Genomic DNA, 17,571 nt, shown 5'->3' with positions numbered 1-17,571 from the left:
ATAGAATTTGCCCTTTCTGTATGGATTACGGAGAGGGTACCTTATTCATTAGTGACTCCTTTTCTTCGGCTTCTTGTCTACCTTACAGCTGATGACTGTGGTAAGGAGGTTCAAATGAAAGGAACACCAAGAAAACTGACGATGCTTCATGCCAAAGGGTATGATTACAATCGGAATGTTCCATCGGTATTATTATCTGGGCTGTGGCTTAAGGACTGTGGATCATGAACAACATATTATCTCTGAACAGTATGTTGAACTTCGAAACGGTCAGAATCTGATTAAAGAGCTATACAAATCAGTCAACAACTATGCTGTAACAATTCAGGTTGACTTTGAAATGGTATATGCACCGAATGCTTTAGGTTATCAGTTCCCGAAGAGAGAAGATGGTTCCTTAATCAGCAGTGGTTCGAGCGTTATAGGATATTCAAAGATAGCATCAACAGTTGAAGGAGCGGCGAACAGTGCGGCGTTTGATAAAGAAACAGATTCCACACGATACTATATCAGTGATGAATCATCAGCCACACTTGAATATAATGTTGTTACTTCGAGAGACGTAGCAGGTCAGTATCATTATCTTGGAATTAATTCTGTTGAAACAGGAGATGACGAGTGTTACATCAACACTTATGCTGTATATGATACTCGTGCATTAAAGAGCACAGGAGATTATATAGAACTGACGTTGACACTCTCAAATAAGTCAGCTTATGTACAGGCTACGGTAGGAAATCCTGTCGTTTCCGGAACGGCGCTACCAATAGAAGATTATCTGTCAGAACTTAAGATTTATGGCGCGGGTGATAGTGTAATTTTTGAACAGGGCGCAGATCCGACAAACACAGCGACCACAGTTACTACGGACGGTTCAACCATTTATAAGGTACGAGTTGATAAGTCGCTACTTAAGACGCAGACGGAAGGAGTTTACTACATACCGATTGACTATAAGGTTAAGACCGGAAATACACTCTTCAAAAATGATGGTTTGATGTACTCAAATTACAAAGTTTCGCTTACGGCAGCTATGTATCCTACAATTAACAGCGCCGGAAACAATTACTCAAAGGCATCCTATGCGTATGATCATATTATCTATACGAATGCGAGAGTGATACCGGAAGTGATTGATCCGTAGCAGGTAGCAATAAAACAAATCAATTTTAATAACACCCCAGGGGAAGAGAAGAGTAATACTTTTCTACTTTACCCACCGGGGTGTTATTTATTTTTAAAATTAGATGCAATTATCAATGTATTGGCTTGCTTCTTTCTAAAAAAACACTGGATTGTCATTTGGCTTTTGACCGTACTCTTCTCAATAACACTGATAGTTCATAAAAAGTATGAAAACCGTGAGGTTGATGAGGCTTCCATAGGAATGTTTGGTAATAAGGGAAGTATAAAATTGAATGGTATTAGAGTATATAATGTTAATTCGGCGAGCGATTATGCATTGAAGGTGTCGGACTATGCACCGCTTCTCGTGAATAAAGCCAGCAAATTTGCAAATCTTAATGTGAGCCGAGTATCGGTTAACAATACCGGTACATCCTCTAATCCTGCCCAAATAGGTATACAGAATGGTGGTTACATTAGATTTGTATAATGTCATCACGGTCTACGATAAGTTCGGCGAGGAAACGAAGATCAGAAAGAAAACAGCGGCTCAGAGCGATTCTGAGCCGCTTTGTGTTTTCAGAGGGTAGTTTGACGAAAATAATATCAGAACGGTATCTGAGGGCGATCCTGTGCGCCTGAGAGCATATTTTGATGAGTGAGAGAAAGCAGATGAAGCCACAGTATTACACCGTCAGTTAATATATTAATGTGTATAAAATGCGGATCGCTCCTGCGTTTTTGTAAGTGCTTTTTGTGGGGGCGATGCCGGGGAAAATGCAGATACAGTGCGCACCGTATTGCCGCGGGGGCAAGTGGGCAGACAAAAAGAATCCCCCACCTGGGTGGGGTGGGGGATAAGGAGTTTAGAGAGGGTTTATTTAAGATAGGGGTTAGTTTTTTCTATTATTACGGGTTAGAGGAATGTGGTTGTTTAGTTAGTTGTTATTGTTATTCGGTAATGTATTAGTCTACTACAGACATTGTAGTAACAGGTGTACCTTCGCCAAGCTTAATTTCAAGATCCAAGCTCCAATCATCAGTAAGGGTCTTGAATGTGCTTGTATTACAACTCTGATCTTCACCCTCAAGATAAAGCCTTACAACAACCTTGTAGTACTTGATTGAATCTGCAGGAACTGTTGCAAGAACACCATCTGTGGTATAAGTGATTGCTGTTAACTCATCCACATCACTAACAGCCTTACCGTCCCAGTTCGTACCACCAGTTGCTTTGTAGATGCCATCAAGTGTTCCAACACCTGCCGTAAATGCAGATGAACTATCAAAATCTTCAACGAAAACTGCTGCTCTAAATGCTTTATTTCCGTCTGAAGTATTAGCATCTGTTCCATTATAGGTCAGTTCCAACTTAGTAAGATTAATTGCCTTTGCAGCTTCAGCACCAGTGTCTGTATTAGTTGCTTTGAGCTGGAATACATAATCCACGTAGCCTACTGCACTATCCGCATAAGGAGCTGCTGCAAAAGAATTAACAAATGTCTTTGTAGCACCATAATCCTCAGAGAACTTATTGCCATAATCCGTTGTATTAGTTGCTGCAGTAGTAGAATCATATTCAATATAAGGCTTTGTAGCAACGTCAGTTAATTTGGAACCATCAGCCTTAGCATCAAGAGTATAGAAAAAGTTTACGCCGTCAACTGTAGACACAGGTTCTATCACTGCGCTAAGGGTCTGTGTTTCGTCAGTAATAAATGTGGCCTCAGCTTCCTTTGCGGTCTGAGCCATAGTTGACTTCTGAATCAGCAAGTTGCTTCCAACATGGGTCTTAACTTCCATACCGGTAAGTGTAACCGTCTTATTCATGGTAAACCAAGCGTAGGTCGATGTTGCAAGCATTACTGCCGAAACCATCAGCGAGCCGGCGGCGGGTATTAACTTCTTGGCAGGATTGCCCTTTTTCTTTGTATTAGTTTTCATATGCATTTTCCTTTCATATCAGATTTCGGCGCCACGTTCGCCGATGACTCGAAACTTCCACGAAACAGATTGTTTTTGTTTCTTAACTTGAACTTATTATACATGATTTTGTTTGCGCTGTCAAGACTTTTGGATTTTATTCATATTTTTAACTTTCAAAATCAGTTACATGCACAAAGGCAGAAGTCTTCTTTGTGTAATTTTGCTAGTTAAAGGTTAATATTAATGTTATCTAACTACAAAGTGTAGTGTTTTAACCCGGAATTTAACCTTGTAAGCATTGCGTTCTGATTGATAAGAAATTGTTAAGCGCCATATAACGCCGTTTAATTATTTTTAACAATTCAATGATCTGCATTTTGCGTCAGCATTCATTAAATAAAGCATTAACTCGGCTGTTAAATAATAATTAATTAAATCTATAAAAAATACCCAATTTCGATTGACATTATTCACAATATGTTGTATAATAAAATAGAATAAAAATACGTAAGGAGGGCGGCGTAATGAGATCAGATGTTCAGACTACTGTGGGCGGTATGCGTGCTGTCGAGCTTTATTACAGGCCGATACGGAATATTTCCGCAGGAAACACCGCCTTTTATCAGTCCCAGACAAGGCTGAACACGCCGGGGCTCGGGGTGCTGATGCCCGAGAATTTCAGGGACGTATCCGAGATAACCCAGCAGTGCCTTAACCTGTTTGAGCTGGAGATGTTTCAGGCGATGCAGGCGGTGACTACCTTTAATGAGCGCGAACTGCTGTTCAACTGGATATCGGTATATATGCCTGCGAAGTTCCTGCGTGACATAGAAGCGGAGCACAGGATACTGGAAGAAAGCGAAAAGATGGGGGTACATTCCTCACAGCTGTGTTTCGCGCTTTCGGAAAAGCTCTTTGAGGAGACGGAATCTGTTGTGGCGGACAATATCAAAAAGATGCGCAACAGAGGATTCCACTTTATGCTGATGGATTTCGGCAGCATAAGCAGTCCGATAATGAAGCTTTCGGAATACGAGGTGGACTATGTGATGCTCAGCCCCGAGCTTACGCAGTATATCGGCAAGGACGAAAGGTCGGACAGTGCGGTAAAATCCCTTATCGACTTTGTGACGGGTCTGGGCGCCGAGCCTGTGGCGGACGGTATCTCAAATGTGCATCAAGCTGAAATACTTTACGAGTTTGAATGTCACTACTGCGCCGGCGAGCTTGCAGGAAAGTACATGGCTGAAAGGTACATCAGGCGCAGGGGCAAAGAGGACTGATATTTTAATATAGTATATTACAGTTTTTATAAAGGAATGGGGTATCTGATTTGGCAGACAATAATAACAATAATACCAAAGTTATAGATGTGCTGACACTTCGGCGTACTGCCAAGGAAGCAAAACGGCACGTCGTGGTAATGAGGGTATTGGGGCTTCTGGTAATACTTCTGATAGCTATCATCGCCATCGCTTATGCGATATCGTATTTCTATGACAAGTACGGAAGCTTTACAGTAAAGATCAATAAATACGATATGATGCGTCAAGGTCTGACACTTTCCGAGACTCCCGAATTCGACAAGACGAACTCGGTGCTGAATGCGAATATAGTCTACGACATGACCAACATCAGCGGCGATGACCTGCCGGATAATCTGGACATGATAAACGGCAGTCACAACGGCGAAAGCTACATAGCTTACACATTCTACCTTATCAACGGCGGGGATGACACAATAAGCTATGAGGGCGAGATGTCCATAGAAAATGTGACGAACAATATTGATGAAGCCATAAGAGTTGCGGTTTACGTCAATGGCGAAAAAACTGTCTACGGTAAGACGAAATCTGACGGAACAGGGAAGGAGAGCGACTGCGACAGCGAATTTACGTCAGCCACCGTGGTTATGAGGAACAAGCGCGAAAAGTTTGAGCCTAAGGCTAAAGATAAGTATACTGTGGTCATCTGGCTGGAGGGCAACGACCCTGACTGTACAGATGAACTTATCGGCGGCACACTCAAGCTTGGCATGGACTTCAAGATAGTTGAAACTACTTAATGTTAGGAGAAAAGATATATGAAAAAAGTTCTTAAGATAACTGCAAACGTTCTTGTGTGGATAATACTTATCCTTGCACTGCTGGTAACTATAATGGTATTCTCATCGGGAAGAAACAACGGTGTGGCAAATCTGCTGGGATATATCCCCATGACTGTTGAATCGGACTCCATGAAGCCCACATTTCAGAAAGATGACCTGATAATCTGTAAAGAGGTCGATGACGTATACTCGCTTCAGAAAGGTGACGTTATCACTTTCTGGACGATTATCGACGGTCAGAGAGTAAAGAATACCCACCGTATCGTGGAGATAAACGAACTGGACAATACCAGAAGCTTCGTTACACGAGGCGACAACAATGCTCAGGACGATACAGTACCTGCTTCTGCCAACGATGTTATCGGCAAGTGGACAGATGTCAAGCTTGGCGGCTTTGGCAAGGTAATGAACTTTCTGAGAACGAAAACAGGTTTCTTTATCTGCATCGTTATACCTATGGCAGTGTTCTTCCTGGTAGAGCTTTACAAGTTCATCGTTACACTCGTTGAGCTGAAAAAGCCTGAGCTTACCGATGAAGACGAGGAAGAGATCAAGAAGCGCGCTATCGAGGAATACCTTGCGGCACAAAAGCAGGAAGAAGAAAACAAGAAAAAAGCTGAGCAGTCCGTAAGCGGCGAGGATAAGTCCGCCGCAGCTGAGAAATAAACCGAGTACAGCGGGGAAAGCTGAGCTTACTAATCGATAAGGAGAAAGGCTATGACAGGATTTCTCAAATGGTTTTTTGTATTTATGACAGAGATGCTTAAAGGCTTTTCCATGATCTTCAAAGGGCTCTGGAACGGCATAAAGCATATCTTCAACATAAAGAATTACATTCAGATATTCAAGACCTATTCCACCGATTTCGGTGCGGTGGGCTGGATATTGTCTATACTTGCGATAATCCTGGTGGCAGGCGTGTTTGTGCTGCTGGGTCTGATGATAGTGCTGGCGATCAGAAAGTACGTCAGGTTCAGGCATTCCATCGTCAGCAACGAGGATCTGCTGGAAGAGATCGCCGATCTGCAGAGACAGGTTCTTAAGATGACGAAGGAAAAGGACGAGATCATGGCGATGAAGGTGGCACAGATGGGCATACCTACTTCGGGCGCGCTGTCTCTTGCGGGTGCAGAGGGTATGGTACCTGCACTTGGAACAGAAGGCGGCACGGAAGGTGCTGTAGCAGTGGTCGGAGAGACCGGGGACGACGGTGTTGTACAAACGGCGGACAGAAGATTCTCGAGACTTATGGAAGTGGACAGCTTCTACCGTTCCTACACTCCCCCCGAGTACAACAACAGCATCACGCTGGAAGAGCTTTGCGATACCTACAGGAACTTTGCCTGCTCGCGTATGCACCTGTTCTATGAGCCTAAGACCATACGTCTTTTCATTGCAGGTATGGCTTCTACAAAGCTTATCATCCTGCAGGGTATCTCTGGTACAGGTAAAACTTCACTTCCTTATTCTTTTGGTAAGTTTTTACAGCATGATACTACCATTGCTTCGGTTCAGCCTTCATGGCGTGACAGAACGGAACTTTTCGGATACTTCAACGAATTCACAAAGAACTTCAACGAGACGGAAGTTCTTAAAAGGATATACTCTTCAAGCTACAACAACGATATCAACCTGGTGCTTCTCGATGAGATGAACATCGCCCGTGTTGAGTACTACTTCGCGGAGATGCTGTCTATCCTTGAAATGCCGAACGCCGATGAATGGGAACTTGACCTGGTTCCTAACGTATGGAGCACAGACCCTGTGAACCTCAACCGAGGCAAACTGAAGATACCCCAGAACGTATGGTACATCGGCACAGCGAACAACGATGACTCCACATACGCTATATCCGATAAGGTTTACGACCGTGCTCAGCCTATAAACCTTGACGCTAAGGGCGTTCCTTTCGATGCCCCCGATACAGGTCCTATCGACCTGGGCTTCGATCATCTGGATCAGCTTTTCAAGGAAGCATTCGACAAATACCCCATATCTCAGGATACACTCAAGAAGATACAGCAGCTTGACCTGTGGGTAATAGAAAAGCTGCGTGTGGCTTTCGGTAACCGTATACTTAAGCAGATGGGTCTGTTCGTACCTGTTTACGTTGCTTGCGGCGGCGAGGAACTGGAGGGTGTAGACTACGTTCTGGCTACCAAGATATTCAGAAAGTTTGAATCGCTGAACCTTGCGATGCTGAGAGATGAGCTGAGAGAGCTCGTAAACTACATGAACAAGTCCTTCGGAAAGAACAAGATGAAAGAATCCATCGAATATCTGGAAAGACTGCAGAAGCTGTTCTGACAGCTTATTCCCGTACTTTTTGCACAGTCACTAATTATCATTCATGCAAAGGCAGGTGAGGCGATTGGATAGCTTGTACGGCAAGTGGTATGAGGATTTTAAAGAGTCCACGGGGCTTTTTGATGATGATGAGCTTTTCGGATCGCTGGACAACCTGTTACATTCGAGCAGGAACACCTTTGCGATGAACAAAAAGCTCATGGCTAAGGCGATAGATGTCAGCTGGGTAGAGGCTATCGAGAACGGGCTTGTACATCTGGACAATGTGCTGAGGAACCCAAGGCGTACAATAGAAGACGTTGAGGAGATAGTGCCCATAGCCCTTTCAAGGAAGATAACCGTTGAATCGGTGAAACATCTGGCACAGCACACCGACCTTATACAGAGCTTCGACAAAAAGACAGGCAAGGTCACGCCTTCAAAGGTACTGAATGTACATAAGGAAGAAAGCCTTATGACCTACGAAAACAAGTTCGTGAACACGCTTGTTGACAGGCTTTACATATTCATTACCACAAGATACGAAAAACTCGCACAGGTCGCCCGTGATGAGGAAGTATTTACATTGGGATATGATACCTCCATAGACGACGGTGCGGGCGGAAAAATGAAGATACAGGTCAAGCTGGAAACGACTTCCAGCCTAGACAGCTACAATAAAAGCGGATACACGGTCTGGCAGAGAGTTGAAAAGCTTAAAAAGATAATCGAGGGCTACAAAGGCTCGGAGCTTTGTCAGGCGCTGGGAAATACCTTTGTGCGACCGCCTATCATGCGTACAAATGCCATAATGAAAAACGTGGATCTCAAAGCCTGCCTTACCCTTTGGCAGTATATAGTAGGGTATGAAAAGGTCGGTTATGAGATAAACGTTGAGGATACAGCAGTGAAGCCTCAGGATAATTACATTGAGGATTTCTACAAGCTGGTTATACTCAATCTTCTGCTTTTCAGATCATATACGGACGAAAAGGGCAGAGAGCTCCCTGAGCTGAAGACCCAGAAGCTGAAAAAAGCGGCGCCTAAGGTCGTTAAACGGTTCAGCAATTCACTTTCGGGAGATTACAATGTTTACGCCGAGGGTGTTGCGGGTTTCGTGGCATCCGAGGGCGAATTCAAAGTAAAAAAAGAACTTCCTGCGGATATCAGACTGGTATTCGATGAGGTAAATAATGTTATCGATATCGAACGTGCCTTTATAGCACAGTGCGAGGCTGAAAGGCAGAAAGCCGAGCAGCAGCGTCTTGAAGAAGAAGCAAGAATCGAAGAACAGCGGCGCATCGAAGCGGCAAGGGCGGAAGCTCTGGAAAAGATACGCAAGCGCCGCGAAGAAGAAGACCGCAGACTGGAAGAGATGCTGGCTCAGAAGCGGCGTGAGCAGGAAGAGGAAGAACGCCGCAGACAGGCCGAGGAAGCCGAAAGACAGGCACGTCTTGAAGATATGCGCAGGCGCGAAGAAGAAGAGCGCAAGCGCCGCGAGGAAGAAGAACGTGCGGCTGCCGAGCGTGAGCGAATCAGCCTGAACAAGTCGAAGATGAGGAACGAGCTGGGCGAGGCTGAGGGTCTTGACAGCGAAGAGATAAACAGCGGTCCCAGCGAGGAAGAACTGCAGAAACAGGCATACGCGGAAGTCACGGAAGAAGAGGTCGAAGAAGTCAGAGCTGCTATGGAAGAGCAGGAAGACGAAGAGAATTCGGCTGAATTTGAAGACCCCCGTGCAGTGGCTGCAAGGATCAAGCTGGAACAGCAGCAAAAGGAAAAAGAACGGCGTGAAGCTGAACGTGCCGCAAGGCTCAAAGCGGAGCGAGAATACTTCGAGAACAAGCCGTTTTGGACAATATACAAAGAGTACTCAAAGAATCCGATATACGTTATACCGAGATTCATCACCTACCTTCTGGTCATATGGTTCAGCATAATCCCGAAATATACAGATAATCCCGATTACGAGCGCAGGCGCAACGAGAAAGAAGCGAAGAAGCGCCAGAAACAGGAAGAACTGGAAAAGCGCAACCAGATGGAGGTATACTACAAAAAGTATGCCCGCACCTTCAAGTACCGCTTCATGAGAATGCTGGCAGACCGAAAGTTCAAGAAGCGCAAGCGTCTTGAAATGAAAGGCAAGCCAAAGCCGGTATACAACCCGCCTAACCGTACTCCCGAAGAGCAGAAGGCTATCGAAACCGAGATGAAGCGTCTGTATAAGGAGTACCATGTAAGCATTTTCGAGAAGATGCGCAGGCAGATCAATGAGATAAGCCGAAACATCAATGAAAACAAGCGCAGGAACAAGTCCGCTGATCTTATAGACCGCATACAGAACGGCGGTCATGAAAATGAACAGGACGAAAGCGGCATACGCAGGGCGGCAAACATCATCACGAGCATCATACTTATTGCGGCTATTATCTTCACGGCTTATGTGATGATATGTGCGGCAAGGCACAAGGCTGTGGATGTATTCGGAAAGAGCGTACTGAAAGTCGTCACGGGAAGTATGGAGCCTTCGATAAACGTTGGTGAATACATCGTGGTTGAAAAGACAGATACAAGGTCGCTTCACAAAGGCGATATCATATCTTTCTATTCCGAGCAGACAGACATCTACGGTATGCTTGTGACCCACAGGATAGTTGATATACAGGAAGACGGTACCTTTATAACAAAGGGCGATGCAAATACCATTGAGGACAGCGTAGCTGTAAAACCCGGCAGGATAGTCGGAAAATACACAGGCAAGGCAAGGTTCTTTATATGGGTTAACTCATTTGCGAGTCCGAAAAAGCTGCTTATGATACTTGTTATCATACCTGTATTTGCAGTATTCATCTATGAACTGAAAAGCCTTGCAAAGCTGGGCAAGAAAGTCAGTGAGGCAGAAAAGGTATCCTATGAGGATCGCCGTCAGGAGCTTATCATAGAAGCTATCGAGAAAGAAAAACAAAGGCTGGCAGAAGAAAACTATCAGCCCGAGGAAGAGGTGACAGCTGATGAACCAAGAGAAGATACTGAAACGTAGAGTGTTGACATTTCTGATTCTCTGGATAATCACACTGATCGGTCTTCTGGTATTTATCGGACTATACATCGACGAGACCAAGCGCGTTCAGGAAACGTACAGGAAACAGTACAAGGTAGAGCTGAGCCATGCAAGCAAGGAGATAGAATCCTATCTTCTGAATGAGGGCGATACGGAGCTCCGTTACAAGCGTATAATGAGCTATGTGACCTGTGCGAATTCCTACGCTTTCCTGATCGACGAAGGTTTTGCCGAGGAGCAGAAAGTCATCAACGAGGTAAACACCTGCCTGATAAAATATCCCGAGCAGATGGGTACTAAGCTTGAAGATCTGAAACAGGCTTTTGATGACATCGGCGCAGACCTTGACAAAGGCTATGAGGAAGCTCAGGCTGTGGTCGATTCTGTGGACAAATTAGGTTATTAGGAGTGGTCAAATATGAATGAAAAGAGAAAGCTCAAACGCGAGATAAAGATATGCCGTCAGACTATCGAGGAGATAGAGCGCAAGCGTTCAAGATCGCAGTCAGCGCTTGTACAGGCGGTGCTTTTGCAGGAAGAGCCTGATGAAAACGACGTTGAGTGGTTCAACAAGTACACTGGAGAGATCACCGCTTGCAGAAATCACATGATAGAACTGCAGAAGAAGCTGAATTCGCTGTAAATATCTCTGATATGGTTGGATTTAATAAAAACTGCCTCGAAGCATTTATGGTGCTTCGGGGCAGTTTTTTCGTGCTATGATTTGTTGTCGGTGGCAAACAGTGTTTCTTTGCTTGTTTTCTCCCTTCGTTTCTCGAATCGAGGAATCAACTAACAGCGACTGCGTCGGCAGTGGCGTACCGCCGTCGATTTTACGCGGCAATGATTTACGGACATAGAAAGAGCGTGGACGTTTGTATTGTCCACGCTCTGTAATTTTTTGCCGCGCCTTTTTGAATGAGCGGGTAGTTTTGATGCTCTTATTATTCGCTGTGCATTTTGGTTGTGTGCCTTGGAGATTGAGGACTGTGCAAATATCCCGAAAGCCTTTCGAAAAGCTTGACCAAAAATCTTCGGCTCTTTATATCAACCATTAATCATTAACTGCATTCTTAGCAATAACATCAGCCACAAGATTAGCGGGAAGGGGCTCGTATCTCACCTTTTCAAATGTGAATGAACCTCTGCCCTGGGTCATCTGTCTCAGGGTCAGTGTGAAGTCCTGCATCTCTGCCATGGGAACTTCTGCAACTATCTCGGTAAGACCATGCTTATCTGTGGGGTTCATGCCGAGAACTCTGCCGCGGCGCTTGTTCAACTCGCCCATCATGTCGCCTGTGTTGTCATCGGGTACGATAACATTCAGTGCACCGATAGGTTCGAGCAGTATAGGCTCAGCCTGTCTCAGACCTTCCTTGTATGCGATTGATGCCGCCATCTTGAACGCCATTTCAGAAGAGTCAACGGGGTGGTACGAACCGTCCACCAGTATAGCTTTCAGACCCACAACAGGGAAGCCTGCCAGAACGCCCTTCTTTACGCTCTCCTGTAAGCCCTTTTCAACCGCGGGGAAGAAGTTCTTGGGCACAGCACCGCCGAATACCTTCTCCTCGAATATCAGTTCGTCTGATACACAAGGCTCGAACTCTATCCAAACGTCACCGTACTGACCGTGTCCGCCGGACTGCTTCTTGTGTCTGCCCTGTACCTTGACTTTCTTGCGGATAGTCTCGCGGTAGCTTATTCTGGGAGCCGCAACTTCCATATCAACACCGAAATCGCTCTTCAATCTGCCCTGTACTGAATCCAGATGCAGTCCGCCCAGTGTGGAGAGTATCATCTCGTTAGTAGCAGTATCCATCTCGTAATTGAGGGTCAGGTCTTCTTCAAGAAGTCTAGCGATAGCCGCGGATATCTTGCTCTCATCACCCTGTTTCTTAGCCTTTACAGCCATCTTGTAGCAAGGCTTCGGGAACTCGATCGCTTCAAACTTTACAACCCTGCTGCTGTCGCAGATGGTGTCGTTGGTGTTGACATTCATCTTGCTTGCAACAACAATGTCGCCTGCGCCTGCTTCTGTAATGTCTATCTGCTTCTTGCCCACAAGGGTCATAAGCTTGCCGACCTTTTCTGTATTGCCAGTGGTAGCATTTACAACTTCCATATTTGGCTTCAGAACACCTGCAAACACCTTGATGAATGACATCTTGCCTACGAAAGGATCGGCAACTGTCTTGAATACAAATGCTGCCAGAGGATCGCTCTCCTTGCACTCAACTTCGATGGTGTCGCCGTTAGCAGTCTCACCCACCATAGCATCCTTCTCGGAGGGAGGAGGCAGCAGCAGGTCGATCTCTTTCAGAAGCATATCAACGCCGGAAAGATCAGTTGAAGATACGCAGGTAACAGGAGTGATAACACCCGCATTCATACCTCTGTGTATACCGTCTATCAGCTCTTTCTGTGTGAATGATTCGCCCGAGAAGAACTTATCCATCAGCTCCTCATCTGTCTCAGCCACAGCTTCGGATACAGCCTCGATCAGACCGTCGATACGGTATTCCATTTTCTCCGATACTTCAGCTGTGGGCATATCTGTTTCAACAGCCTTGCCGTCTTCGTATTTATATGCTTTCATTTCGATGAGATTTATATAAGAAACTATCTTTCTGTCAGCAATAACAGGTACAACAACAGGGCACACCGTAGGACCGAATTCGCTCTTGAGCTGTGTCAGCACGTTGTTGAAGTTAGCATTTTCATCGTCTATCTTGGTTACTACGAACATTGTGGGCTTGCCGAATTTCTTAGCGCACTCATAGGCCTTGTGAGTGCCGACTTTAACGCCCGACTTCGCAGAAACGGTTATCAGCACACAGCCGCTTGCATATATGCCCTCGACCATGCCGCTCTCATAATCGAACAGACCGGGAGTATCCAGAAGGTTAACTTTCAGATCGCTTGTTTCCATAACTGAAAGGGAAGTGTATACAGAACACTTTCTCTTTATCTCGTCGGCAGTGTAGTCCGAAACCGTTGTGCCTTCAAGCACTTTGCCAAGTCTGTCAACTGTTCCGCTCTTATATAACAAAGCCTCTGTCAGTGAGGTCTTTCCTGACCCTGCGTGACCTGCAACGGCAATATTCTTGATCTTGGTACTGTCAAACTTTTTCAATGTGATTCGCTCCTATCTGTGACTTTCGTCTTTATATTTTCAGCGGAAATTTTCGTGATGGTGAATATACACAAAAACCTCAATCGCATAACATAATTATATATTATTTTAGTCAAAATAGCAATAGCATTATCGAAAAAAGTTTTCGTGATTATGAACAAAATTTAAAACAGATATTTTACATTTGAGTCAGAAACGTGTCTTTTTGACTTTATTTCACGAATTTTCATCACATTCAAACAGATTTTAGCAAGTCCGATCTGTTATGACAGCGCCCGTCGGCAAAGGCTTTTTCATGCCTGACACCGCCCCGAAAGCATCAAACATCACCGACTTTTTAGTCAGTTTTACATATTTCAAGTTTTTCGGTCGTCCGAAAGCAGTTTCTCACAACTCATATCAATACCGATCGCACCCAGTGGTGCAGTCAGGATTATCCCCAGTACAGCAACCGAAAGCACAGTCTTACCACAGGCAAGCCCCGCTGCCAGTGGTACAGAACCTATCGCCGCCTGTACAGTCGCCTTTGGCAGATAAGCTACCACGCAGAATAACCGTTCCTTGAAATCCAGCTTTGTACCCAGCGTGCAGATAAAAACTCCCACCGCGCGGAATGCCAGCGCAATAAATATCATTACTGCCGCAGATAATCCTGCTGAAATGGTGTAACGAATGTCCACAGCCGCGCCAACCATCACGAACAGTATCACTTCTGCGGCTATCCAGGCTTTACCGAATTTATCAGAAAGTCCCTTTGCGTCCGAAACCTCACTCTTCTTTTTTATCACGCAAGCCATAGCGATTATAGCCAGTAATCCCGAAATTGCAACGTAAGGTTTCACCGAACTCTCCAAAGTCATCAGTAGGAATGCCGCCGAAAGCATTATTATCAGCTTCACACTGCTGCGGATTTTCTTCCCACGCCTGATTGAAAAATCAAATAACCCGAATACCAGATACCCCGATATCCCGCCGAGTATCAGCCCCAGAACTATGGAAATTGGAATGTTCATAAGTCCCGAAAGCTCAGCTTTTCCACCCTGCGCCATGGTCAGAAAAGTCGAAAACAGAACCAGTACGAATACATCATCACAGGAAGCTCCCGCCAGTATCATCTGCGGAACACCATTTTCCGTACCCCGTTTCTTTTCGATCAGCGCCACCATTCGCGGCACAACAACCGCAGGGGAGACAGCACTCAGCACAGCACCCATCAAAGCCGATTCTATCAACGAAGTCCCCAACAATAACGGCGCAAATACCATGTACCCCGCCATCTCAAAACAAGCAGGCATAAAACTCATCAGCACCGCCGCCCGCCCGACTTTTTTCAAGTCTGAAAGCTCCAGCGCCAGACCAGCTTTTATAAGTATTATGATGAGAGCCGTTTGCCGAAGTTCAGCCGATATTGACATCACCTTGTCATCCAGTAAACCCAAAGCAAATGGACCCACAATTATCCCAGCTGCCAGCATACCGATGACCCGTGGGAGCTTCATCGCCTGAAAAAGCGCTCCTGCTCCGAGCCCGACAAGAAATATCACAGCAAATGAGAAAAGCATAAATACACCTCCGAACAAAATAAAAAAGCCGACAGCATCTGCGTAAGGCAGACGTCATCAGCTTGGAATAAGCGGTTCAGGTAAAAACCTTGGGAGATCATCATTCCCGAAAATATTTTTTTGACACAATAAATATACCATATCGAGATAGTTTTGTCAAGTGCGGCGGCAACAAAGAGGATACCGAACGCGGCAACAAATTATCGACCAAAACAGACGAAGCCGCGAATAGAGCTTTGGCGCAAGCCTTTCGCGAAAGGCTTGCGTGAGTTTGAGGGCAGAGCCCTCAATCACCAAGGTGCAAAGCCAAAATGCAAAGCAAACTATAAGAGAACAAAGAACTACCGACCTTTTCAAAAAGGCGCGGCAAAAATTTTTCAGAGCGTGGACAATACAAACGTCCACGCTCTTTCTGCGTAAATATATTGCCGCGCCCGCTGTCAAACAGCGAAGCCACAGCCGACGCAGTCGCTGTTATTTGACAGCTCGACCCGAGGAACGAGGGGCGAAATCTCGCAAACTAACGACTAACAGCAAATATCCGACTATCCCAACAGATCCAGCTTTCCCAATACTCATAACTAAAAAATTATTTTTCTATGAACTTTCATTTTCCTCTTGACAAAATGAAATATGTGTGATAAAATATATTTGTACACAAACAATGTCGGAGGGGAGTGATATCATGGATACCGATTACCGCGAAATGATGAAGCTGGATAACCAGCTATGTTTCCCGTTATATGCCGCTTCAAGGGTCATAACCTCACTCTATACTCCGTACCTTAAACCCCTTGGGCTGACATATACCCAGTATATCTTCTTCCTGGTAATGTGGGAAAAAGACGGTCTTACCGTCGGTGAGATATGTAACCGCCTGATGCTTGATAGTGGCACACTCTCTCCGATACTGAAAAAACTCCGTCAGCAGGGCTATATCGAAAAACATCAAAGCACCATGGATGAACGCTCATTCATCGTCACTCTCACCGATAAGGGCAGAAAACTTCAGCAACAGGCAAAGGATATCCCGTCACAGGTGGGTAATTGCGTTGATCTTTCACCTGAAAAAGCAATTCAGCTTCGGGAACTGTTATACGAACTCCTCAATAATACAAACCGTCTATAGTAAACGACATTGAAATTGCTATTTTGCGAACTTCGCAAAAGCATAAATCGAACTTTTACTCGTTCTCAAAGTTCAATTTCTGATGTCGTTTACTATAACGTTACCATCATCAAAGAGGTGATCACTATGCACGAAGAATTTGATCTACAGAATTATCTTACCGCAGGCGTTGAACGTATCGTTACCGAAGCGGTAAAAGCCACACTCAAAAACCCTAAGGAAAGCGCGTTCATGCTGAAATTTGCTGCCGCCAGCCGAGCAGCTTCCAAAAAGCGCCGCAAAGCTGAGGATAACGGCGAGCATATCCCGCCTTTCATCATCGCCAGCATCACCAGCAGCTGCAATCTTCACTGCGAAGGATGCTACTCACGTTGTAACCACGCCACTGTGGATTCAGAGCCTATAAAACAGCTCTCTGATGAGGAATGGCAGAACGTTTTCGATGAAGCCGAAGATCTGGGTATCAGCTTCATTCTATTAGCGGGCGGCGAGCCCATGCTAAGGCGCGGAGTTATCGAAGCCGCAGGAAAAAAGCAGAATATCCTTTTCCCTATATTTACCAATGGCACCTACCTTGATGAAAGGTATCTCGAACTTTTTTTCAACTGCCGAAATCTCATTCCGATAATGAGTATCGAGGGCGACCGTCAGCGTACCGATGAACGGCGCGGCAAAGGCATCTACGATAAGCTCATTTCCAATATGGACGAGATAAAAAAGCGCGGACTTATATTCGGTGCTTCCGTTACAGTCACCACAAAGAATTATAAAGAAGTGACCTCGCAGGAATTTCTTGGCAGTCTCTCGGAGCGCGGATGTAAAGCAGTTATCTTTGTGGAGTACGTTCCCGTCACCGCTGAAAGCAAAGAACTCGCTCCCGGTGATGCAGAGCGCGAATTCATGCAGGCTGAGATAAAGCGTCTCAGAGAAACTCACCCCGAGATGGTATATATATCATTCCCCGGGGACGAAAAAAGCTCGGGCGGCTGTGTAGCCGCAGGCAGAGGTTTCTTCCATATCAATTCCCACGGCGGCGCAGAACCTTGTCCGTTCTCACCATATTCCGATATCAATGTCAGGGATTCTTCTCTGCGGGAAGCCATGAACTCTCCGCTTTTCATGAAACTCAGGGACGAAGGCTATCTGCTGGAAGACCACGAGGGCGGATGTATTCTCTATGAAAAACGTGAGCTGGTAGAACAGCTCATAAACGCTTGATATGTAAAATCATAAGGAGAA

14 protein-coding genes and 1 riboswitch are annotated in these 17,571 nt (G+C 45.3%); of the genes, 11 read left to right on the top strand and 3 right to left on the bottom strand.

Annotated elements, in window-relative coordinates:
- The first annotated feature begins 148 nt into the window (after positions 1-148).
- Both BMY75_RS06050 and BMY75_RS18635 read left to right on the top strand, forming a co-directional pair.
- On the top strand, positions 149-1,144 hold the full coding sequence (locus tag BMY75_RS06050) for a hypothetical protein (RefSeq protein ID WP_074831186.1): 996 nt from the start codon (positions 149-151) through the stop codon (positions 1,142-1,144).
- A 445-nt stretch (positions 1,145-1,589) separates the two neighbouring features.
- Positions 1,590-1,715, top strand: coding sequence for a hypothetical protein (locus tag BMY75_RS18635; protein WP_278289161.1), 126 nt, complete (start codon positions 1,590-1,592; stop codon positions 1,713-1,715).
- 376 nt (positions 1,716-2,091) lie between these two features.
- Here BMY75_RS18635 and BMY75_RS06040 read toward each other — a convergent pair whose 3' ends face one another.
- Positions 2,092-3,069, bottom strand: a complete 978-nt coding sequence (locus tag BMY75_RS06040; RefSeq protein WP_074831180.1) for a hypothetical protein — start codon at positions 3,067-3,069, stop codon at positions 2,092-2,094.
- A gap of 506 nt (positions 3,070-3,575) precedes the next feature.
- On the opposite strand from BMY75_RS06040, the gene BMY75_RS06035 reads away from it, so the two are divergent.
- The 7 genes from BMY75_RS06035 to BMY75_RS06005 all read left to right on the top strand — a co-directional run bounded on the left by BMY75_RS06035 (position 3,576) and on the right by BMY75_RS06005 (position 11,148).
- Entirely contained in the window at positions 3,576-4,334 is a 759-nt protein-coding gene (locus tag BMY75_RS06035) for an EAL domain-containing protein (protein ID WP_074831177.1), read from the top strand.
- A gap of 50 nt (positions 4,335-4,384) precedes the next feature.
- Entirely contained in the window at positions 4,385-5,116 is a 732-nt protein-coding gene (locus BMY75_RS06030; protein ID WP_074831174.1) for a hypothetical protein, read from the top strand.
- Positions 5,117-5,134: 18 nt separating this feature from the next.
- Positions 5,135-5,824, top strand: coding sequence for a signal peptidase I (locus BMY75_RS06025; RefSeq protein ID WP_074831171.1), 690 nt, complete (start codon positions 5,135-5,137; stop codon positions 5,822-5,824).
- A 51-nt stretch (positions 5,825-5,875) separates the two neighbouring features.
- Entirely contained in the window at positions 5,876-7,465 is a 1,590-nt protein-coding gene (locus BMY75_RS06020; protein ID WP_074831168.1) for a hypothetical protein, read from the top strand.
- Between the two features lie 64 nt (positions 7,466-7,529).
- Entirely contained in the window at positions 7,530-10,484 is a 2,955-nt protein-coding gene (locus tag BMY75_RS06015) for a signal peptidase I (RefSeq protein ID WP_242940180.1), read from the top strand.
- Positions 10,456-10,911: a hypothetical protein gene (locus BMY75_RS06010; protein ID WP_074831162.1), complete on the top strand. Its 456-nt coding sequence runs from the start codon at positions 10,456-10,458 to the stop codon at positions 10,909-10,911. The genes BMY75_RS06015 and BMY75_RS06010 overlap by 29 nt, the downstream gene beginning before the upstream one ends.
- Before the next feature lie 12 nt (positions 10,912-10,923).
- Positions 10,924-11,148: a hypothetical protein gene (locus BMY75_RS06005; RefSeq protein WP_002851980.1), complete on the top strand. Its 225-nt coding sequence runs from the start codon at positions 10,924-10,926 to the stop codon at positions 11,146-11,148.
- Between the two features lie 411 nt (positions 11,149-11,559).
- Here BMY75_RS06005 and BMY75_RS06000 read toward each other — a convergent pair whose 3' ends face one another.
- Both BMY75_RS06000 and BMY75_RS05995 read right to left on the bottom strand, forming a co-directional pair.
- The gene (locus BMY75_RS06000) at positions 11,560-13,641 is read right to left on the bottom strand and encodes an elongation factor G (RefSeq protein WP_074831159.1); all 2,082 of its coding nucleotides are present in this window, start codon (positions 13,639-13,641) and stop codon (positions 11,560-11,562) included.
- Positions 13,642-13,997: 356 nt separating this feature from the next.
- Positions 13,998-15,203 (bottom strand): cation:proton antiporter, encoded by a 1,206-nt coding sequence (locus tag BMY75_RS05995; RefSeq protein ID WP_074831156.1) that lies wholly within the window; start codon positions 15,201-15,203, stop codon positions 13,998-14,000.
- 41 nt (positions 15,204-15,244) lie between these two features.
- Positions 15,245-15,320: riboswitch (Fluoride riboswitch) on the bottom strand.
- A 568-nt stretch (positions 15,321-15,888) separates the two neighbouring features.
- On the opposite strand from BMY75_RS05995, the gene BMY75_RS05985 reads away from it, so the two are divergent.
- Both BMY75_RS05985 and BMY75_RS05980 read left to right on the top strand, forming a co-directional pair.
- Positions 15,889-16,332, top strand: a complete 444-nt coding sequence (locus tag BMY75_RS05985) for a MarR family winged helix-turn-helix transcriptional regulator (protein ID WP_074831150.1) — start codon at positions 15,889-15,891, stop codon at positions 16,330-16,332.
- A gap of 126 nt (positions 16,333-16,458) precedes the next feature.
- Positions 16,459-17,550 (top strand): radical SAM/SPASM domain-containing protein, encoded by a 1,092-nt coding sequence (locus BMY75_RS05980; protein WP_074831147.1) that lies wholly within the window; start codon positions 16,459-16,461, stop codon positions 17,548-17,550.
- Positions 17,551-17,571 lie beyond the last annotated feature (21 nt).

The sequence above is a fragment of the Hominimerdicola alba genome, from assembly GCF_900109655.1.
GTDB classification, from domain to species: Bacteria; Bacillota; Clostridia; order Oscillospirales; family Ruminococcaceae; genus Hominimerdicola; species Hominimerdicola alba_B.
This window is presented reverse-complemented; position numbering and strand designations above follow the sequence as displayed.